The 20,825-nt window shown below is 42.7% G+C and carries 22 protein-coding genes; 4 read left to right on the top strand and 18 right to left on the bottom strand.

Annotated features, from left to right (window positions below):
* Window positions 1–26: 26 nt before the first annotated feature.
* Window positions 27–959, top strand: a complete 933-nt coding sequence (locus FERRO_RS04545; RefSeq protein ID WP_056929651.1) for a LysR family transcriptional regulator — start codon at window positions 27–29, stop codon at window positions 957–959.
* A gap of 47 nt (window positions 960–1,006) precedes the next feature.
* Here the strand turns inward: FERRO_RS04545 and FERRO_RS04540 are convergent, their stop codons facing one another.
* The gene (locus FERRO_RS04540) at window positions 1,007–1,882 is read right to left on the bottom strand and encodes an NAD(P)-dependent oxidoreductase (protein WP_056929650.1); all 876 of its coding nucleotides are present in this window, start codon (window positions 1,880–1,882) and stop codon (window positions 1,007–1,009) included.
* Window positions 1,883–1,970: 88 nt separating this feature from the next.
* Window positions 1,971–4,343: a phosphoenolpyruvate synthase gene (gene ppsA / locus FERRO_RS04535; protein ID WP_056929649.1), complete on the bottom strand. Its 2,373-nt coding sequence runs from the start codon at window positions 4,341–4,343 to the stop codon at window positions 1,971–1,973.
* An 81-nt stretch (window positions 4,344–4,424) separates the two neighbouring features.
* Between ppsA and ppsR the strand changes: the two genes are divergently transcribed.
* From ppsR to FERRO_RS04520, 3 genes are all read left to right on the top strand, one after another.
* Entirely contained in the window at window positions 4,425–5,246 is an 822-nt protein-coding gene (gene ppsR / locus FERRO_RS04530) for a posphoenolpyruvate synthetase regulatory kinase/phosphorylase PpsR (RefSeq protein ID WP_056929648.1), read from the top strand.
* A 62-nt stretch (window positions 5,247–5,308) separates the two neighbouring features.
* Window positions 5,309–5,677 carry a hypothetical protein gene (locus FERRO_RS04525; protein ID WP_056929647.1) on the top strand — a complete coding sequence of 123 codons (369 nt, stop codon included), beginning with the start codon at window positions 5,309–5,311 and terminating at the stop codon, window positions 5,675–5,677.
* A 59-nt stretch (window positions 5,678–5,736) separates the two neighbouring features.
* Window positions 5,737–6,006, top strand: a complete 270-nt coding sequence (locus FERRO_RS04520) for a hypothetical protein (RefSeq protein WP_056929646.1) — start codon at window positions 5,737–5,739, stop codon at window positions 6,004–6,006.
* On the opposite strand, the gene FERRO_RS04515 is transcribed toward FERRO_RS04520, so the two are convergent.
* From FERRO_RS04515 to rpsB, 16 genes are read right to left on the bottom strand one after another with little or no spacing between them, the layout of a single operon-like run.
* The gene (locus FERRO_RS04515; protein ID WP_056929645.1) at window positions 5,993–6,787 is read right to left on the bottom strand and encodes a TrmH family RNA methyltransferase; all 795 of its coding nucleotides are present in this window, start codon (window positions 6,785–6,787) and stop codon (window positions 5,993–5,995) included. The genes FERRO_RS04520 and FERRO_RS04515 overlap by 14 nt on opposite strands.
* Entirely contained in the window at window positions 6,784–7,392 is a 609-nt protein-coding gene (gene rnhB, locus FERRO_RS04510) for a ribonuclease HII (protein ID WP_056929805.1), read from the bottom strand. The genes FERRO_RS04515 and rnhB overlap by 4 nt, the downstream gene beginning before the upstream one ends.
* The gene (gene lpxB / locus FERRO_RS04505) at window positions 7,382–8,527 is read right to left on the bottom strand and encodes a lipid-A-disaccharide synthase (RefSeq protein ID WP_056929644.1); all 1,146 of its coding nucleotides are present in this window, start codon (window positions 8,525–8,527) and stop codon (window positions 7,382–7,384) included. Before lpxB ends, rnhB begins: the two co-directional genes overlap by 11 nt.
* Window positions 8,527–9,300 (bottom strand): acyl-ACP--UDP-N-acetylglucosamine O-acyltransferase, encoded by a 774-nt coding sequence (gene lpxA / locus FERRO_RS04500; RefSeq protein ID WP_056929804.1) that lies wholly within the window; start codon window positions 9,298–9,300, stop codon window positions 8,527–8,529. Before lpxA ends, lpxB begins: the two co-directional genes overlap by 1 nt.
* A complete protein-coding gene (fabZ, locus tag FERRO_RS04495) occupies window positions 9,300–9,740 on the bottom strand; it encodes a 3-hydroxyacyl-ACP dehydratase FabZ (RefSeq protein WP_082601197.1) in 441 nt (146 codons plus the stop codon). The genes lpxA and fabZ overlap by 1 nt, the downstream gene beginning before the upstream one ends.
* Window positions 9,741–9,757: 17 nt before the next feature.
* Window positions 9,758–10,792, bottom strand: coding sequence for a UDP-3-O-(3-hydroxymyristoyl)glucosamine N-acyltransferase (gene lpxD, locus FERRO_RS04490; protein WP_056929642.1), 1,035 nt, complete (start codon window positions 10,790–10,792; stop codon window positions 9,758–9,760).
* Between the two features lie 12 nt (window positions 10,793–10,804).
* Window positions 10,805–11,302, bottom strand: coding sequence for an OmpH family outer membrane protein (locus FERRO_RS04485; protein ID WP_056929641.1), 498 nt, complete (start codon window positions 11,300–11,302; stop codon window positions 10,805–10,807).
* A 12-nt stretch (window positions 11,303–11,314) separates the two neighbouring features.
* Window positions 11,315–13,609 carry an outer membrane protein assembly factor BamA gene (bamA, locus tag FERRO_RS04480; protein WP_056929640.1) on the bottom strand — a complete coding sequence of 765 codons (2,295 nt, stop codon included), beginning with the start codon at window positions 13,607–13,609 and terminating at the stop codon, window positions 11,315–11,317.
* A gap of 9 nt (window positions 13,610–13,618) precedes the next feature.
* The gene (gene rseP / locus FERRO_RS04475) at window positions 13,619–14,980 is read right to left on the bottom strand and encodes an RIP metalloprotease RseP (RefSeq protein ID WP_160318101.1); all 1,362 of its coding nucleotides are present in this window, start codon (window positions 14,978–14,980) and stop codon (window positions 13,619–13,621) included.
* A gap of 9 nt (window positions 14,981–14,989) precedes the next feature.
* Complete coding sequence (gene ispC, locus FERRO_RS04470) at window positions 14,990–16,171, bottom strand: 1-deoxy-D-xylulose-5-phosphate reductoisomerase (protein WP_056929638.1); 1,182 nt, start codon at window positions 16,169–16,171, stop codon at window positions 14,990–14,992.
* A gap of 3 nt (window positions 16,172–16,174) precedes the next feature.
* Window positions 16,175–16,996 (bottom strand): phosphatidate cytidylyltransferase, encoded by an 822-nt coding sequence (locus tag FERRO_RS04465; RefSeq protein WP_056929637.1) that lies wholly within the window; start codon window positions 16,994–16,996, stop codon window positions 16,175–16,177.
* 3 nt (window positions 16,997–16,999) lie between these two features.
* Window positions 17,000–17,782, bottom strand: coding sequence for an isoprenyl transferase (locus FERRO_RS04460; RefSeq protein ID WP_056929636.1), 783 nt, complete (start codon window positions 17,780–17,782; stop codon window positions 17,000–17,002).
* 25 nt (window positions 17,783–17,807) lie between these two features.
* Window positions 17,808–18,365 (bottom strand): ribosome recycling factor, encoded by a 558-nt coding sequence (gene frr, locus FERRO_RS04455; protein WP_056929635.1) that lies wholly within the window; start codon window positions 18,363–18,365, stop codon window positions 17,808–17,810.
* Between the two features lie 14 nt (window positions 18,366–18,379).
* Window positions 18,380–19,096 carry a UMP kinase gene (pyrH, locus tag FERRO_RS04450; RefSeq protein ID WP_056929634.1) on the bottom strand — a complete coding sequence of 239 codons (717 nt, stop codon included), beginning with the start codon at window positions 19,094–19,096 and terminating at the stop codon, window positions 18,380–18,382.
* A gap of 4 nt (window positions 19,097–19,100) precedes the next feature.
* Window positions 19,101–19,988, bottom strand: coding sequence for a translation elongation factor Ts (tsf, locus tag FERRO_RS04445; protein ID WP_056929633.1), 888 nt, complete (start codon window positions 19,986–19,988; stop codon window positions 19,101–19,103).
* A gap of 38 nt (window positions 19,989–20,026) precedes the next feature.
* A complete protein-coding gene (rpsB, locus tag FERRO_RS04440) occupies window positions 20,027–20,767 on the bottom strand; it encodes a 30S ribosomal protein S2 (protein WP_056929632.1) in 741 nt (246 codons plus the stop codon).
* Window positions 20,768–20,825 lie beyond the last annotated feature (58 nt).

Raw genomic sequence — 20,825 nt, 5'->3', positions numbered from 1 at the left:
TGAGACTGCGGTCAAAACAAAAAAATATGCGCCACGCAACTCTACGTCAACTTAAAATTTTTGAAACCGTGGCGAGGCGACTCTCTTATTCTCGAGCAGCTGAAGAATTGAGTTTATCTCAGCCAGCCGTTTCCACTCAGATCAAACAACTTGAAAACCACGTTGGCATTCCCTTGCTTGAGCAATTGGGTAAGAAAGTCTATTTAACCCAAGCCGGGGAAGCCATGCTAAAACACTCCCGCCTCATTATTAATCAATTTCGCGATGCGGAAGCGGCCATGGATATGTTTAAAGGTAATTCCAGTGGAACGTTGAATGTTGGGGTCAATAGCGCTGCGGACTATTTCTTCCCCCATATTCTGGCGGAATTCAAAACGCTCACTGCCACCAAACAGGTGGAGTTAACCATTGCTAACCGTGCTAGTTTAATTGAAAAATTAAGTGAAAATGAGATAGATTTAGTCATTATGTGCACCCCGCCAACTGAATTCGAAGTGATATTGGAAAAGTTTGCACCTCACCCTTACGTGATTGTAGCAAGACCTGATCACCCCTTGGCTAATCAGAAAGAGATTCCCATTAAACGGCTTCTCGAGGAACCATTCATTACTCGTGAAATGGGCTCCGATACCAGAGAAGCCATCATTGAAAAATTCAAAGACAATTCAAAAGATCTGAATATTACCTTAGCCGTTCAAAGTACCGAGTCAATTAAACAAGCTGTGCGCTCAGGCATGGGTATTGCCTTTATCTCAGCGTTTAATATTAATTTAGAAATCGCTCTCAAACACTTAACCATATTAGATGTCAAAGATTTTCCTGCCATGCGTTATTGGTATTTGGTCTATCGAAAAGAAAAATTGTTGCCGCCCATTACACAAGAGTTTATAAATTTTGTACATCTGAAAGGCAAAAATTTAGTGCGTGACTTCACACCTTTGAGGAATCAATTGTCTTAAACCTTCTTCGGCGTAAACAGGCAGCCTTCACAACGACAAAGATCTTGTTATCGGAGAATATGATTCAGGCGCTCAATCTCCAGTATTAAAGCGCTATGATCAAGATCTGCAAAACCATTTTCTACCATGGTTGCAAACAAATCGCGCGTCTTATTTAGTAAAGGTAAATCAACATGGACTTCCTGCGCGACAGACAAGGCTGTATTTAAATCTTTCAGCTGCGTTGAAGCATGGGCTCCAGGAATAAAAGAGCGCTCAATCATACGTTGTCCATGAAGTTCCAAGATGCGACTTTCCGCAAAACCTCCGCGTATAGCTTCTCGCACCGCTCTAGGATTAGCCCCAGTTTGGGCCATAAGAGTCATGGCCTCGGCAACTGCCGCAATAGAAATCCCCACAATCATTTGATTCGCTAATTTAGCCAAGGCTCCTGCCCCAGCCTCACCAATGTAGGTTGCTCTACCTAAAACAGTAAAAATAGCCAAGGCTTGATCAAAAGCTGACCTATCGCCCCCAGCCATAATGGCCAAAGTACCCTGCTCTGCACCCACCACTCCCCCTGACACCGGAGCATCTAAAACCAAGGCTCCCTGATCATGACACCAGGCAGCATGCTGTTTTGCATTCTGCGGAGGAATAGAGCTCATATCAATAAATATTTTCTTTGCGTTGAGTGCTTGCAATATCCCTTTTTCTAAAACTTCACTCACCGCATGGGCATGACTTAACATAGTCATAATGACATCTGCTTGCGTGCTCGCCACATAAGGAGAGTCACACCATAAGGCTCCAGCATCGATTAAGGGTTGGCATTTCTCCGGCGTACGGTTCCAGACGAACAGCTGATAACCATGATCAAGTAACCTCATGCCCATGGGGGTTCCCATAAGACCAGTCCCAATTAGTGCACATTTAAGTTTCATAACATCTGTGTTAATGATCGTCCATAATCGATAAAGAAACGCTTCACCCTTGACGAGTGAAGCGCAGTATTACTTGTTCACTTTTTGACTAAACGGGTTTAGCCAGAAATAACCAAGTAGAGATAACTGAATCTGGGTTAAGAGACATGGACTCAATACCCTCCGCCATTAACCATTGGGCAAGGTCTGGATGATCTGAGGGCCCTTGGCCGCAAATTCCTACATACTTATTAGCACGACGGCAAGCACTGATAGCAAGGTGCAGCATCGCTTTAACGGCAGGGTCGCGCTCATCAAAGGCATGGGCCACCAACCCTGAATCACGATCCACAGCGAGGGTCATTTGCGTTAAATCATTAGAACCAATGGAAAATCCATCGAAACGCTCTAAGAATTGATCAGCCAGAATGGCATTGGCTGGAATCTCGCACATCATCACAATGCGTAAGCCATTGTCACCTCTTTTTAAACCGAGTTCGCTTAATAAGGCCAGAGTGCGGTCAGCTTCAGATAAACTTCTGACGAAGGGTACCATAATCTCAACGTTGGTAAAACCCATCACATCTCGGACATGCTTAAGGGCTTGACACTCCAGTTCAAAACATTCTTTAAAGGAAGAAGAAATATAACGAGCCGCCCCCCTAAAACCTAACATAGGATTTTCTTCATGGGGTTCATACTGCTTACCACCAATTAAATTAGTATATTCATTGGATTTAAAATCAGACAAACGTACAATAACTTTTTTGGGCCAAAAAGCCGCCGCTAAAGTTGAAATACCCTCTGTTAACTTCTCCCGGTAAAAATGCACAGGGTTTGTGTAACCCCTCGATTTTTCTTCCACCTCATCTTTTAACTCGGCTGGTAGATTAGGGTAATCAAGACAAGCGCGGGGATGCACTCCAATCATGGCACTGATAATAAATTCTAAACGCGCCAAACCTACCCCATCATTGGGTAAACGTTGAAAAGCAAATGCCAATTGCGGATTCCCGACATTCATGGTGATTTTAACTGGAATGGAAGGCATACTATCCAAGGTGACAGAGTTCACTTTGAAATCAAGTATACCTTTATAAATCTGCCCCGTTTCTCCCTCTGCGCAAGAGACCGTTACTTGCTCAATATGTTTCAGAACCTCAGTAGCATTTTCACAACCCACCACCGCAGGGATACCTAATTCACGGGCAATAATCGCAGCATGACAGGTTCTCCCTCCACGATTAGTGACAATCGCGGAGGCACGTTTCATAATAGGTTCCCAGTTAGGATCCGTCATATCGGTAACCAATACGTCGCCAGGCAGAACCTGGTCCATTTCACTAACATCAAAAATAATCTTAACTTTACCGGCACCGATTTTTTGACCAATAGCGCGGCCTGTAACCAGTACTTCGCCTTGCTGTTGTAATTGATAACGCTCTAGCGTATCAGCATTATTACGAGAGGCTACAGTTTCTGGTCGAGCTTGAAGAATATATAACTTCCCATCAACACCGTCTTTGGCCCACTCCACATCCATAGGACGTTGATAATGCTTCTCAATGATCATGGCATATCGGGCTAATTCCTCAAGTTCGTCGTTATTTAAGCAAAAACGCTGACGATCTTTTTCCTCCGTTTCTACCGTGGCCACTGTTTTTCCAGCAGTTTTATCGGCGCTGTAAATCATTTTTGTGGACTTAGAGCCTAAGTTACGCATCAGTACAGCAGGTTTGTTGTGGTTTAAAGCTATTTTACTTACATAGTACTCATCGGGATTTACTGCTCCCTGAACCACACTCTCACCCAAACCCCAACTTGCGGTAATTAAAACCACTTGCTCAAAACCTGACTCAGTATCCATGGTGAACAGTACGCCACTCGCCCCCATATCACTTCTTGCCATTCTTTGAATACCCGCTGACAAGGCAACTTCAGCATGAGAAAACCCTTGGTGGACCCGATAAGAGATAGCGCGATCGTTATACAGCGAAGCAAACACATGCTTGACGGCTTCAATAACGTTCTCTAATCCTGAAATATTAAGAAATGTCTCTTGTTGTCCCGCAAAGGAAGCGTCTGGTAAGTCCTCTGCCGTGGCGGAAGAGCGCACTGCTACAGAGGGATTGGCTTCACTGCCCACAGCCAGATTTTGATAGGCATGAGCAATCTCATCTAATAATCTTTTAGGTAAAGGGGCATCTAGAACCCATTGACGGATTTGTTTACCCGCTTGAGCCAGTGCATTCACATCATCCACATTTAAACTGCTTAGAACATCCTGAATCCTTTTTTCCAACTCGCCTTCCTTCAGAAAATCCCGAAAGGCCAGTGCGGTGGTGGCAAAGCCACCGGGAACTCGAACCCCAGCATGACTTAACTGGCTAATCATCTCACCTAGAGAAGCATTCTTTCCTCCCACTGAGTCAACATCAGTCATACGTAATGCTTCAAACCAACGAATATATTCCCCAGACATAGTTTTCCCCTAACCACCACAAAAACTTCTATTATAAAATATTCATGAAATAATAGGTTACACAAATAAAGAGATTTTCCTATGCCCAAAAGAAGTGTTTTTTACGTCTCCGATCGAACCGGTATCACCGCAGAAATGTTGGGACAGAGTTTAATCACTCAATTTGAATCCGTTTCTTTTAAGAGACGGACTCTGCCTTTTATCGCCTCCAAGGAAAAGGCTGAAGAGGCGGTCCAAATTATTAACCAAGCCGGACTTGAAGATGGCAACCAAGCTATTGTGTTTAGTACCTTAATCAATGATGACCTACGTCAGATAGTTCGTCTCTCACAGGCCTTAGTCTTTGATTTTTTTGAAATTTTCATCTCCCCCTTAGAAAATGCTCTGGGTCTTGCCTCGTCCCATGCCATTGGTCGCTCCCATGGCACTGGCGATTCAAAGACTTACACTCAACGAATTGAAGCCATTAATTTCACCATGGCCCATGATGATGGGGTTAGTGCTAGGGGGCTCAATGAAGCGGAAATTATTTTAGTGGGGGTATCACGTTGTGGTAAAACCCCTACTAGTCTCTATCTAGCCATGCAATTTGGCATTAAAGCGGCTAATTACCCGATTATTCCAGAAGATCTTCACCGACAAAAACTGCCTGATGCGTTAAATAGCTTCAAGAATAAGCTATGGGGACTATCTATCAAAGCTGTACGATTACACCAGATTCGTTCTGAGAGACGACCGGATAGTGAATACGCCTCACTCGCAAACTGTCGCTATGAAATTCAAGCTGCGGAAGCACTGATGAGAGGACAAGGTATCCCCTTTTTAGACTCAACAAATATGTCTATCGAAGAACTATCTACTACAATTTTGCATCAAACTGGCTTATCGAGAAACCTGTATTGACGTGACAGAATTGACAGTTAACTGACCACTCATATTTCTATCTCAACTTGGACCTACTTATCATGCGTAAAAATGCGTTTAACATACTCTTACTGGTTACTTTATTTGGTTTCTATCAACCCACCTATGCTTTCTGGCTATTAGGTTTTTCTGATGCCAAAACGCTTAATCCAGGAGGTCTGGGAGTCATTGCCGGAACTGGAGCACAGTTTGCTCGAGTGGGAAACCCACAAAGTAACAGTTTTACAGGGGCCATTCCCCATGCGGGCCTTCGCTATGGGTTAACTGACGACCTAGATATTGGCTATCGCTTGGTACAAGTAGCCCTTCCTTTTACTAGCGTTGGACCTACCTTGGGTAGCGAAGTGGACTTGAAAAAGCGCTTAACCAACCTGAATGACGCTTATCAAGTGGCGTTAGTGGGGGATTAGCTTATTCCTGTTTAGATCTCTCTGGCGTTTCTAAAAGTGCTTATAGTCCAGGGGTAGATTTGGTTCTCAGTCACACTTTAAATCAACAATACACTTGGTTTACGGAACTGCGGGAAGTCTATACAGCTATTCCCACTGCTGTAGGCAGTACAGGCAGTAACCACTTCAATGCGATCGGTATTGCATCAGGCGGTAAAATAAGATTAACAGACAGTACCAGTTTTGTCCCTGAAATAGGTTATTTTCATTTCAACGGATTACTCAACAACCAAAGTGCCAATGGCAATGCTATTCAAATTGGAGCTATTTTTGCCATTAAGGTTTGGTAAATGGTGATTGCTGTCTTAAGCTTTCAAACATGATAATAGAGCCTGCCACTGCTGCATTCAGCGACTCCACTTGATTGATCATTGGAATATGAAGATGGTTTGAGTAATGTTTTAATAGTTGAGGATCTATACCGCTCCCTTCATTGCCAATCACCAGTGTAAAGGGTTGGGATAAATTCACCTGCTTATAATCTTCACTACTATCTGTAAGTGCTGCGAGCCATACCTCTTGATGAGTCTGTGTAAGAGACTCTAACACCTCCACCTGTTCGTGTATAGACAGCACAAAATGCGCCCCCATGGCAGCGCGTAGCACCTTAGGAGACCAAACGTGGGCGCAACCTTTGGACAACAATATTCTATTAAAGCCACTGGCTGCAGCTGAGCGCAATAAGGTCCCCACATTTCCCGGATCTTGAATATTATCAAGCATCAAACAAAAGCCTCTACTACTATAGGAAGGCCGATAAGAGTGGATATTGATCACTGCCATTAAGCCATCAGGAGAAGACAAGGTACTCAGTTTCTTAAATACCCCAGGAGGAACTTCAATGGCCTGACTAAAATTAGCCTTAACCAAGTCAACGATCTCCTGATTAGCCCCCTTCTCTGCCGAGTAAATCAGGGTGTCCAGTGTCGCACTATGGCTGTGCGAGAGCCCCTCAACCAAATGAATACCTTCAATCACTGCTTGTTGAGTTTGTTGACGGTAGAGATTGTCTTTGGCAAGACGAACAATATGACGCACCAATGGGTTTTCCGTGGAGGTAATGGTTTTCATATTCGCTCTCGTACAGGACGAAAACTTTTTCGATGATGACAACTGACCCCATGCTCAGCAAGCATCTTAAGATGGTGTTGCGTTGGGTAACCCTTATGCTGAGCAAAGCCATAATAGGGATATTGTTGATGTAAATTAAGCATATATTTATCGCGTTCTGTCTTCGCTAGAATAGAAGCGGCGGATATGGCTGACACCCTTGCATCCCCGCCTACTATGGCGTACATCGAGTAATCACAAAGAATAAACTGGTTACCATCAATATAGACACCATCTGGTTGAAGAGACAGATTCAGTAAAGCACGCCGCATGGCCAATAAAGAGGCCTGAAGAATATTTATCTCATCAATTTCCTCCACGCTGGCCTCAGCCACTGCCCAGGAGAGAGCATTCTTCTTAATTAATGGGGACAACTGATCCCTTTTTGCTTGACTGAGTTGCTTAGAATCATTTAAGCCATCAATTGGATGGCGGGGATCCAAAATGACAGCGGCTGCCATCACAGGACCTGCAATGGGCCCACGACCGGCTTCATCAAGACCTGCGATGAGACCTACCAAAGGTTCTATTCCCTCTCTCAACCCTATCTTTTTTTTAATTAGCATGTTGATCTAAAACTTGTTTTATCCCCTCCATCATGGCACTTTCCGTATCCAACTCTAAGGCTTGGCGCATTCTTTGATAGGCCAATATCATCTGCTCGCGTTTGACACTTGGGGACAATAATAAACTGATACTTTGGGTAATATTGGTCACTGTAGCCCCCTCTTGTAGCCACTCATCAATAATGGGTTCATCTAAAATCAAATTAGGTAACGCAACAAAACCTTTTTTCTTTTTACGGCGTACCATCCAGGCGGTCAAAGAGGAGAGTGTATACGTCACAACTTGCGGGCAGTCATACAAAGCCGCTTCTAAGGTAGCGGTCCCTGATGCCACTAAAGCGACTTCTGCAGCGGATAGAGCGCGGTGGGCGTTTTCTTGCAGCATAATTAGAGGTAAATCCTTTATGCTGGAACCCACTTGCTGATAAAACATATCTTTTAGTCTAGTATTAATAAACGGTATCAAAAAAACTAACTGTGGGTGTTCTTGACTGAGCCTTCTTGCTACAGCAATAAATAAATTTGCATGGTACTTAATCTCTGATTGACGACTACCGGGTAATAGTGCGATCACACGTTTTTCTGCGTCTATACCCAGTGATTCTCGGGCTTTTACACGCTGCACCGGATACGGGATCTGATTCACCAAAGGATGGCCAATGTAGGTAGCAGTCACATGTTGCTTAGCAAAATAATCTTTTTCAAATGGGAAGATTACCAACAAGCGGTCCACTGCGCGTTGAATAAGAGGAATCCTTCCCTCTCGCCAGGCCCAGACGGTGGGCGCTACCATCTGAACAGTTTTAATCCCTTTAGCATGTAACTTTTCTTCTACTCCCAAGTTAAAGTCTGGGGCATCGATACCAATAAATAAGTCTGGGGGATTATTAATAAAATAGTGAACTAATTGTCTACGTATAGACAGTAATTCACGAATAGAAAGAATGACTTCCAAGTATCCGCGTACAGATAGCTTCTCCATAGGAAAAAGAGATCGGGCACCTTCAGCCATCATTAAAGGTCCCGCAATACCTTCAAAGTGAATATGTGGATAGTGTTTTTTTAAAGTTTGTATTAATGAAGCACCTAACTGATCACCTGATGCCTCCCCTGCCACTATACCAATCTTTAACATTAGCGCATAATGCCACGAGAGCTAGGTTGCAATAGAAAGTCTAAAAAAGACTCCATTTTTGGATACTCTGCAACCAATTCTTTAATTGCAATTTTGGCGTCTTCCAGTGATAAAGAAGAGCGATAAAGTTTTTTATAAGCTCGTTTTACTGCCATAATCTCTTCTGCACTAAAACCGCGACGTTTCATGCCCTCGCTATTCACCCCATGAGGGGAGGTGGGATTGCCTGCTACCGTCACAAAGGGTGGAACATCTTGCGTAACAACCGCGGAGATCCCTATAAAACTGTGTGCTCCAACACGACAGAACTGATGTACCCCAGAAAAACCGGCTAGAATAGCCCAATCGTCCACATGGACATGACCCGCAAGACTGGCATTATTTGCAAAAGTGGTATGATTCCCCACCTGGCAATCGTGAGCCAGATGAACGTAAGCCATAATCCAGTTATGGTTACCTAATCGAGTTACCCCACCATCATCAATGGTACCGATATTAAACGTACAGAACTCCCTGATAACATTATCATGACCAATTTCTAAGGCCGTGTTTTCCCCGCGATACTTTTTATCTTGAGGTTCCCCACCGAGAGCTGCAAAAGAATAAATCTTATTACGTTGACCAATGATTGTTTTACCAGAAATTTTAACGTGATCGCCAATAACCGTATCTCGTCCAATAATCACCTGTTCGTCAATAATCGAATAAGCGCCAACTTTAACACCTTCATCAAGTTGAGCATTGGGATGAATAATGGCTGTGGGATGGATCATCATTCTGCGATATTCTTCTCAGTACATAACAGTTCAGCCTCTGAAACTATCTTGTCATCCACCAGTGCTTGTGTTTCATATTTCCACAGGCGTGAAGAGCGTCGTATTAATTTAGCTTTAAGAATTAGTTGATCGCCAGGAAAAACAGGAGCTCTAAAACGGGCCTTATCAATACCAATAAAATAAGTCACCATATTGCCATTGGGTTGCGTCCCCTCTGTTTTATAGCTAAGCAGAGCGGCCGCCTGAGCCATTGCTTCAATAATCAATACTCCTGGCATAACAGGATGACCTGGAAAATGTCCTTGAAAAAAATCCTCATTCATGGTCACATTTTTAACAGCCGTGATAAATTCCCCCTCCTTCAAATCAATTACTTTATCGATGAGCAAAAAAGGGTATCTATGTGGAAGGTACTTCATCACTTCTTTGATATCCATAATAGTCATGTTCACCTCTATTCCTCTTTTTTAAATACTTTCTCTAAAGCTTTGACGCGTTTAACCCAATCGGAGAGATTTCGTAAATGGACTAAAGTCTCCATCCAATTTTTGTGGAGAGTACCCGGCACTCCAGAGGAATACATTCCGGGTTCTGTAATTGATTTTGTCACCATTGTGAAACCCGTTACGGTAACCCCGTCACAAATCTTCAAATGTCCAACAATCCCCACCCCCCCACCAATACGACAATATTTACCTATGGTAGTACTGCCCGACACACCCGTACAACCTGCGATAACAGTATGTGCGCCAATATGACAGTTATGTGCAATTTGGATTTGATTATCTAATTTCACTCCATCTTCAATCACTGTGTTGTCAATGGCCCCACGATCAATGGTGGTATTGGCTCCGATTTCAACATCGTTACCAATGATCACTCTACCAATTTGCGGGATTTTAATCCAACTTCCCTTATCCCAAGCCATACCAAAGCCATCGGATCCGATAACCACTCCCCCATGAACAATAGCCCTCTCGCCCAGTTGGGTAGAGTGATAGAGCGTTACCTTAGGGTACAATTTTGAATTCGCACCAATGATCGAATCTTGACCAATAAAGCATCCTGCCTCAATGACTACTCCCTCACCCAACTTCACTCCAGACTCAATTACCACATTGGGCCCAATGACGATATGTTGCGGCAGCACTACGTCCTGAGAAATCACCGCACTAGGATGCACACAAGTAGAGCGTCTTGCTATAGGAAAAAGTAATTGAGCTACTCGCGCATAAGTGGCATAGGGGTTTTTACTTATCAAACCACTGCAAGAAATACAGGAGAGATCCTCAGGAGACAGTATAACCGCACTGGCCCCTGTACTTTTTAGGGAGTCACGATACAGCGAATTGGATAAGAAAGTAATATCACCTGCCTGAGCCCCAGCAATGGTTCCAATCCCATCAATCAGAACGGAACCATCACCCGATACTTCAGCCTGACACTGCTGAGCAATTTGCGATAAAGAATATGATAACTTTGACTTCAAACACTCTTCCTATTACTTATCAGACAGTGCCTTTAACACTTTGTCAGTCAAATCAATTGTAGGGCTTGCATAAATCACATCAGATAAAATTAAATCGTATTTTTCGGATACGGCAATCTGACGTATCACCTTATTCGCTCTCTCTTGGATACCGGCCAACTCTTCATTACGACGGGTATTAAGATCTTCACGAAACTCTCTTTGTTTACGTTGAAATTCACGGTTTAAATCAGCTAACTCACGTTGCTTAGCATTACGGTCAGACTCAGACATGGTCAAACCATCTCTGTCTAAAGAAGTTTGAAGGTCACGTGCTTGTTTACCTAAACGTTGAAGATCAGCATCACGAGAAGCAAACTCTTGCTCAAGTTTTTTAGTAGCCTTTTGCGCCGGAGCTGCCTCACGGAAAATCCGTTCAATATTAATCCAACCAATTTTGACATTATCAGCATAGACAGCTGAAACAGAGGATAAAAGTGCAACGGCTAAAACTAGTCTTAAGAATTTCATATCAGTACTCTCTTAAAATGTTGAACCTAACTGAAACTGTAATCTTTCAATATTATCATAGGGTTGGGTTTTAAAGGGAAAAGCATAACTAAATTGTAACGGCCCTAATGGGGAATACCAGTTCACCCCAAGCCCGTAAGAATATCGAAATTGGCTGGTTGAAATAGGCTGGTTTTGTCCAAATACATTACCGCCGTCAAGAAAAGTACTTAAACGGAACGAGTGATCGTTAGCAAGTCCTGGAAAGGGGAAATAAATCTCCAAACTACCTGTGGCAAGTTTTGCCCCCCCTAAGTTATAAATATTGCCATAAATATCTTGTGCCTGTGGCCCCAAGCTAAAAGGATAGTAACCACGAACAGAGTTCGGCCCCCCACCAAAAAAGTTTTTAAAGAAAGCCAACGGTTGTCCACCATAACCATTGGCATAACCTAGGTGAGAGGAAGCGGAGAAAGTAATATCTTTTTTAAATGTTGGCGTTAACCACTGATCATCTGCTGTAGCTTTATAGTACTTCAAATCGGCACCCGGCAAACCCACCTCTAAACGATAGCGTTGATTCGCTCCTCGGGTAGGATAGAGGATACTGTCGCGCGTATCCTTCGTAAAACCAATATCACTTTTAATGGTTCTAGCCAAATCGCCAAACTGATTAACAAAGCCTAAATACTGCAGTGGACTGCCCGTATAAACATTGACGTTGGTTGACTCAAATCCAAAACCAAAAGTATAGGCATTGGTTTCACTCAAGGGAACAGTCCAATGTGTATCTGCACCAATAGTATTAGTACTGTATGGGCTTACACCAATCAGCGAGGTGGTATCTAAAGATTGATCATAAATACTATATGATCGTCCTATCCCATCCTCCGTCCAATAAGGATTAAAGTAGCTTAATGAAATATTCCTACTCACCAAACCAGTATTTAACGCAAGAGTCAGAGAATTACCTGTACCAAATAAGTTGTTTTGACTGATACTACCACTCAAAATAATCTTTTGTACTTGAGAATAACCAGCACCTAATTGAATGGAACCCGTTTGCTGCTCAACCACAGTGAAGTTCACATCCACCTGATCAGTGGTCCCTGGAACTGGTTTGGTATCCACGGTCACTTCTTTAAAGAAACCCAAGCGATCAATACGTTCTTTTGAGCGATTAATTTTAGCTATAGAATACCAACCGCCTTCCAACTGCCGTACCTCGCGCCTTATCACTTCGTCACGAGTTCTAGCATTGCCATAAATGTTAACGTGGCGCACGTAAACTCGACGACCTGGATCAATAACAAAAGTAAAAGAAGCTGTTTGATTATCTTTATTAATTTGCGGATTAGCATTGATATTAGCAAAAGAATATCCCTCATTGGCCAACCTGTCAGATATCGCCTTAATGGACTCCGTGACATTTTGTCTTGAAAACACTTCACCTTTTTTAAGCTTAATCAGTTTTTCCAATTCCGCCTTCGGTACCACAAAACGCCCTGCCATATTCACATTGGAGACAGTGTAGCGCTTCCCCTCAGAGATAGTAACAGTAATATAGATACCTAATTTATCGGGAGAGATAGCCACCTGAGTGGAGAGAATAGCAAACTCTAGATAACCTCGATCCTCGTAATAACTTTTTAATGACTCCAAATCACCACTGAGTTTTTGCTTAGAATATTGATCGTTTTTGGTATACCAGCTCAGCCAATCATGAGTAGATAATTTAAGCTGTGCTAATAAATCTTTCTCTTTAAAAGCTTTAACACCAATAATATCGATAGACTTAATTTCAGCAGTATCCCCTTCCACAATATTTAAAGAAATCGCTACCCGGTTGCGATCCATGGGAGTTACCGTGGCAATAACTTGAGCTGAATAATGTCCTTTACTCAAATACTGCCGCTTTAATTCTTTTTCCGCTTTATCAAGAAGCGACTTATCGTAAATACGACCTTCCACCAGACCAATGGATTTCAAAGCTTCCTTAAGTTGGTCTTTTGGAAACTCTTTTGAGCCGTTAATTTCAAGTTTCGCAATCGCTGGACGTTCATGGACCTTAACCACTAATACGTCATGATCGTTTTCTAACACCACATCAGAAAAAAACCCCGTACCATATAGAGCCTTCAGCGCCTCAGAGGCCTTTTCATCGGTTACCTTATCGCCCACTTTGACGGGCAGGTAAGTAAAGATAGTTCCCACTTCAATACGTTGCGCACCCTCAACTCTAATATCCTTAATGACAAAGGAGTCTAAAGCAAAAGCAAAGATACTAATAGAGCATAAAAGCAGGACAGAAAGTAGTTGTTTGATCATGAAATCAGGTCAATTAGTAAACAGTCTATGTATGTCGTTATATAAGGCGAAAGCCATGAGTGCAGTGAGTAGTACCAGTCCAATTTTTTGTGTAAAAGCAATAAATGAATCAGGTACTGGACTCCCTTTTAATAATTCCACTACATAATACAACAAATAGCCGCCATCTAATACCGGTATTGGAAGTAAATTCAACGCACCCAGACTGATACTGATTAAAGCAACAAAGGATAAAAAGGGAACAATACCCAATTTCGCTGTCTCTCCAGCAAATCCCGCAATCTGTACAGGCCCTCCTATACTTTTCCAAGAGGCTTTACCAACTAGCATCATGCCAAAAGTTTTAAAGGTTAAAGCAGTTACGTCCCATGTTTTATCGACGGATTTGATAACCGCTTGTCCCAGAGGATACTTAACGTTAATTCTTAATTTATTAATCAACTGAATATCACGCATGGGCATCACCCCGATTCGTCCAATCACCAAACCATCTGGACCCTTAAATGCTTCAGGAATAATCTTGATCTGACGTATTTGCTTAGCGCGCTCTACCTGAACTATCAACTCTTGGTTTGCGTGCGACTGAACAGTCTTCACTAATGCTTGCCAATCTAAAACCGGTTGATTGTTCACTGATATAAATTTATCTCCTTTTTCTAACCCTGCTTTGGCGGCCGGACTATCTGGCAGGATTTGATCAACAACTGCCTCAAGGGGAGGATTCCAAGGCGTAATACCCAGTTCTTTAATTAAGTCTTGTCCTGCTTGCGATAGATCGAAACCAAAGAGATCCAATGTCTTCAACGCAATATGTCCACTGCCATCTTGAACTTGTAAGGTGATTTTCTGTTCACTGAGCGTTTTTTCTACTAACAGAGGTTCAAGATCACTCCAGCTGGCTACTTTTTGAGCATCCACTTCAGTAATCAATTCTCCAGCTTGTAATCCAGCACTATCGGCTACGGTTCCTTTTGCAGGACTATCCACGTAAGGACGCATACCTGTCATGCCCACCATATTAAGAATAGTAAAGAGGAGAATAGCTAAAATAAAGTTAGCTAAAGGCCCTGCGCTAACAATCGCAAATCTTTTAAAGAGTGTTTGGTTGTTAAAAGCACGATGTAACTCATTGTGCGGAACCGGCGCCTCTCGTTCATCGAGCATTTTCACATATCCACCCAAGGGGAGCATAGCAAGGACCAACTCAGTCTTATCGCTACCAAAACGTTTTTGCCAAATGGGTTTACCAAAGCCAATTGAAAAGCGTAAAACTTTCACTCCTGAGAGTTTGGCCACATAAAAATGGCCAAATTCATGAACAGTAATTAATACTAATAGCGTCACTAAAAATGCCGCTAATGTTTCAATCATACCCATTTTCTATACCTTACTTTTCTTAATGATTTGTTGAGTAACTAATCTTGCTTGGTGGTCAGCCGCCAAAACGGCCGCCAGAGACTCCACAGGACCCATTGTCATGTGGTTCAGTACTCTTTCGATGATTTCTGTAATATGGTTAAAGGGTATCTCCCCCTCCAAAAAACTTCCTACTGCCACTTCGTTTGCTGCGTTGAAAATAGCACTGGCAGTTCCACCAGTTTGTACTACCTCATAAGCCAAGCGTATAGCAGGAAAGCGTTCCATATTTACTGCTTCAAACTGTAACGTACCAATTTTAGCCAGATCTAGTATCTCAACTCCCGACTCAATTCTCTCTGGATAAGCCAGGGCGTGGGCGATGGGAGTACGCATATCAGGACACCCTAATTGAGCAATAACGGATCCATCTTTATAGGTCACCATAGAATGTATGATGCTTTGTGGGTGTATGAGGACTTCCACCTGAGAGGCCGATGCGTTAAATAACCAACAGGCCTCAATCAACTCCAAAGCCTTATTCATCATGGTGGCTGAATCTACGGAGATTTTCTTACCCATATTCCAGTTAGGGTGTTTACATGCTTGCTCTGGAGTAATATGAGTTAATTCATGGAATTGTTTATGTAAAAAAGGACCGCCAGAAGCTGTCAAAATAATTTTACGTATCCCATGCTGATCCAACCCTTGTTGATGGTTTATTGGGAGTGATTGAAAAATAGCATTATGTTCGCTATCCACAGGTAATAAGGTCGCATGATGTTGTTTCACTGCATCAATCAAGAGTTTTCCTGACACCACCAGCGATTCTTTATTGGCCAGAAGAATTCTTTTACCGCAACGCGCCGCAGCCAGCGTTGACTGTAATCCTGCTACGCCAACAATAGCTGCCATCACAATATCCACTGTATCATGTGCCGCAATGTATTCAAGGGCATCAAGACCAAACAATAGTTCAACGCCAATTTCTTTAAAACGTTGATCAAGTTCAGGGTTAGGCGTGATAGCAGCTAAAACTGCGTAATGAGGTGTAAATACTTTACATTGTTCAAAGAGTAGCTCAACGTTATTAAAGGCACTTAACGCAAAAATTTGATATTTATCAGGGTGCAAAGCAACCACTTGTAAAGTGCTTCGCCCGATTGACCCTGTGGATCCTAAAATGGTAATAGATGGCTTAGTCATAGATTATTTAATCAAACTCTGCGTCCAAATAGCCATGATGGGTAACGTTGCGATGAGGGCGTCAATTCGGTCTAGAATACCACCATGACCAGGTAGAATAAATCCACTATCTTTCACCCCCACACATCTTTTTAACCAAGATTCAAACAAATCCCCCTCAATCCCAAAGGCCACTATAGTCAGCAACAAGCTGTAAAACAAGATAGGATGAGCCTGTATCCAAATGGTTAAAGGGATTTTCTGCCAAGGCCAAAATAACTGTAAAAAGAGACCATATAAACCAACAGCAAACAATGCCCCTGCTACCCCTTCCCAAGTTTTACCAGGGCTAATACTGGGTGCTAACTTGTGTCGCCCAAAAGATCTACCGGCAAAGTAGGCAGCACTATCAGACAACCAAATAACACCAAACAATAACAGTAAGTGGAGGGCGCCAGATTGTTTTATGACCGAGAGTGAAGAAAAAGTCGCAAAAATCAGTAACCACCCAAGTAATGCATGTGTCCACTTATTCTGTAAGTGCCAACCTCTTTTTAACCAAAGGGGAGCTATAATCAGCCAAAAGGCCACTGATAAAATATTTATCGTCAGGATAATTGAATTCGTAGTATCAAGGAACAGTATGAGGAGAAAAACTCCCATACTGCCTAATACATATAAACCAGTATTAAGCAAAGAATAACGACCTAGCTGTGCCCATTCCCATAAGGCGACTATGGCAATTAGCGCCACTAAGACAAGCCATTGTTTTTCCGAGGTATAAAAAAGTGCCCAGCCCATACCCATGAATAAAAAAAAAGCCGTCACGACTCTTTGTTTTAACATTTCTTATAAAGCCGTAGACACACTAGGCCAGTTTGAATGGATCACTTGTTCACTGGTTCTACCGAATCGTCTTTCTCTTAATTGATAAGACAGTACCGCTTCTCTTAGACTCGATTCGTTAAAGTCAGGCCATAGGGTATCAGTGAAATAAAGCTCGGTATAAGCCAATTGCCACAATAAAAAATTACTCATTCGTTTCTCCCCCCCTGTACGAATAAACAAATCGGGTTCAGGAATATCACTCGTTGACAAAAAGGGAAGTAAATCACTTTCTGTAATCGCCTCGTTTTTCATATGGGGTTTTGATTGCAGTAGTGCATTGACAGCTTGCAATACATCCCAACGACCACCGTAATTCGCGGCAATAGTAAGGGTTAACTGAGTGTTGTGTTGCGTTAATTGTACAGAAGCTCGAATCACCTCTTGAAGAGTTGCATCAAACTGAGATACGTCACCAATCACTTTTAAACGGATGTTATGGCGGTGTAAGCGAGTAATTTCCTTTTTTAATACCGTTAAAAAGAGCTGCATTAACATGGAGACTTCATCGGAGGGACGTCGCCAATTCTCGCTACTAAAAGCAAAAAGAGTAATATAAGAAATACCCATATCCATGGCGGACTTAACCAGAGTCCTGAGAGAATCGACACCACGCCGATGGCCCATGATTCTTGGCAATAATTTATTTCGAGCCCAACGACCGTTACCATCCATGATCACAGCCACATGCCTTGGAATTGATCCAACCTCAGGAATTGCTAGGGTAGAGCTATTGATGTGACTCATGGCAAATCCTCAGGTGAAATAAAATTTATACCGCCATTAATTCCGATTCTTTGACAGTCAACAATTTATCAATTTCTGCAATAAATTTATCGGTTATTTTTTGTATGTCATCCTGAGCTCGACGATCATCGTCCTCAGAAATTGATTTGGACTTAAGCAAATCTTTTAATTGACTGATTGCGTCACGACGAATATTTCTCACTGCAACTCTAGCATTTTCAGCCTCAGACTTAACAACTTTGGTTAAATCCCTACGTCTTTCCTCCGTCAAAGCGGGCATCGGCACTCGAATCAAGTCACCCTGACTAGCTGGGTTTAACCCCAAATCAGCATCCCGTATTGCTTTTTCGATGGCTGACAGTAAATGCTTTTCGTAAGGAGAAACGCCAATTGTTCTTGCATCAATCAAATTAACATTCGCTACTTGGTTCACCGCTGTGGGGGTACCGTAGTAGTCCACCATGACATGATCGAGCAAACCCGCATGAGCACGTCCAGTTCTCACTTTTGACAAATCTAATTTCAATGTTTCAATGGATTTAGCCATTTTTTGTTCGGCTGTTTTTTTTACGTCAGCAATCATTCGACTGGCTCCAATTAATTCCTAACAAATGTTCCCTCAGGCTCACCCATAATAATACGTTTTAGTGCGCCTTCCTTAAATATGCTAAACACACACAAGGGCATATTTTGATCACGACATAAAGTTAATGCCGTAGCATCCATTACTTGCAAGTTATTGACTATAGCCTCTTCAAAAGTTAAGAAATCATATCGCTTAGCTTGAGAGTCCTTAATCGGATCGGCAGTGTAAATACCATCCACTTTAGTGGCCTTGAGAACTACATCAACATTCATTTCCATGCCACGTAATGCGGCCGCAGTGTCTGTGGTGAAAAAAGGATTTCCCGTGCCTGCCGCAAAAATCACTACACGGCCATCTTCAAGATAACGTAAAGCTTTGCCTCTAATATAGGGCTCTGCAACTTGATCCACATGTAAAGCAGACTGAACTCGGCTAACCAAACCAACTCGTTTCATGGCATCTTGTAGAGCGAGGGCGTTCATAACCGTAGCCAACATCCCCATATAATCTGCAGTTGCACGGTCCATCCCTTCCGCACCTAAAGCAACGCCACGGAAAATATTGCCACCGCCAATGACTATAGCCAATTGAACACCGAGTTGTTGAACCTCAGCGAGTTGCGCCACAATACGGTCGATCGTGGCGCGATTAATCCCGTACGCATCAGAACCCATCAGGGCTTCCCCTGACAACTTGACTAAGATACGTTTGTAAACGGGTTGCATCATAAGATTAGGCTATTGCCGCCCCTGCTGCGGCAGCTACTTCAGCCGCAAAATCTTCGCTCTTCTTCTCAATCCCCTCACCCACCACATACATAGTAAAGGCATGAACTTTTGCTTTTTTAACAGTCAAGAGTTTTTCAACCGTCTGGTCAGGATCTTTCACGAAAGGTTGACCCAGCAGCGTAACTTCAGCTAAGTATTTAGCAATTCTACCGTCCACCATTTTAGCGACGATTTCAGCTGGTTTACCAGATTCAGCAGCTTGCGCCGTATAAATTTCACGCTCTTTATCAAGCACTTCTGCAGGCACTTGTTCTTTTGATACACAAATAGGCTTACTGGCCGCAATATGCATAGCCAAATCTTTACCTAAGGCATCATCACCCCCTTCCACATCAATCATCACTCCGATTTTTGACCCATGAAGGTACTGTGCTAAACGACCGGTTGCATTAAACCTCACAAAGCGACGAATGGTAATGTTTTCACCCAACTTCATTACCAACGCTTTCCTGGCTTCCTCAAGGATCTCTCCCGACGAGGTTTTACACTGGCTTAATTGCTCAACATCAATCACATCGGCATGAGCCACGCACTCTGCAGCCGCTTTAGCAAAGGACACGAAATCATCGTTTTTACCAACAAAATCCGTCTCGCAATTCACTTCAACCATAACACCGAGGTTTCCCTGGCTATTTAAGTAGGTTGCCACCACCCCTTCGGCTGTAACACGACCAGCCGCTTTACTGGCTTTAGCACCACTACGAATCCTCAGCAGGTCTTCAGCAGCTTTAATATCACCATCAGCCTCTGTAAGCGCTTTTTTACACTCCATCATGCCAAGCCCCGTTAATTCACGCAGCTCTTTCACTAAACTTGCGGTAATTTCCGCCATTTTAAACTCCTTAAACTTCTCTCAATTAAAACAATAACTTACTCTTGTGCAGGCTCAACGACTTCCTCGTATTCTTCACCTTTAATCAATTCAGAAATACTTTGTGCGCGACCTTCTAAAATGGCATCAGCCACACCACGAGCATAAAGACGGATAGCACGGGTTGAATCATCATTACCAGGAATAACGTAATCCACACCTTCTACTGAGTTATTAGTATCAACCACACCAATAATAGGAATCCCTAATTTACGAGCTTCAACAATAGCGTTTTTTTGATAACCCACATCAATCACAAACATCGCGTCAGGAACGCCTTGCATATCCTTAAACCCACCCAAACTGCGCTCAAGCTTCTCAAGCTCTCGCTGATAATTTAAAGCTTCTTTTTTAGGCAACTTGTCCAACGTTCCATCTGTCGTCATGGTTGTTAACTCGTTCAAACGTTTAATGGACTGTTTAACAGTTTTAAAGTTAGTTAACATCCCACCCAACCAACGATGATCAACAAACGGAGAATTACTCCGCAAAGCTTCCTCACGAACAATCTCTCTAGCCTGACGCTTTGTCCCAACAAACAAAACAGTCCCTTTATTACTTGCTATTTGCCGAACAAACTTCATTGCCTCTTGATACATAGGCAGAGTTTTTTCAAGATTGATAATATGAATTTTATTGCGATGACCAAAAATATACGGGGCCATTTTTGGATTCCAAAAACGGGTTTGATGCCCAAAATGAACACCTGCTTCTAACATTTGACGCATTGTTACTGACATAAAACACTCCTTAGCGTAAGGGTTGAGCCTCTGCCGACCAATTTACTTTTCCAAAAAA

It is taken from the genome of Ferrovum sp. JA12, from assembly GCF_001431705.1.
Taxonomy (GTDB): Bacteria; Pseudomonadota; Gammaproteobacteria; order Burkholderiales; family Ferrovaceae; genus PN-J185.
This window is presented reverse-complemented; position numbering and strand designations above follow the sequence as displayed.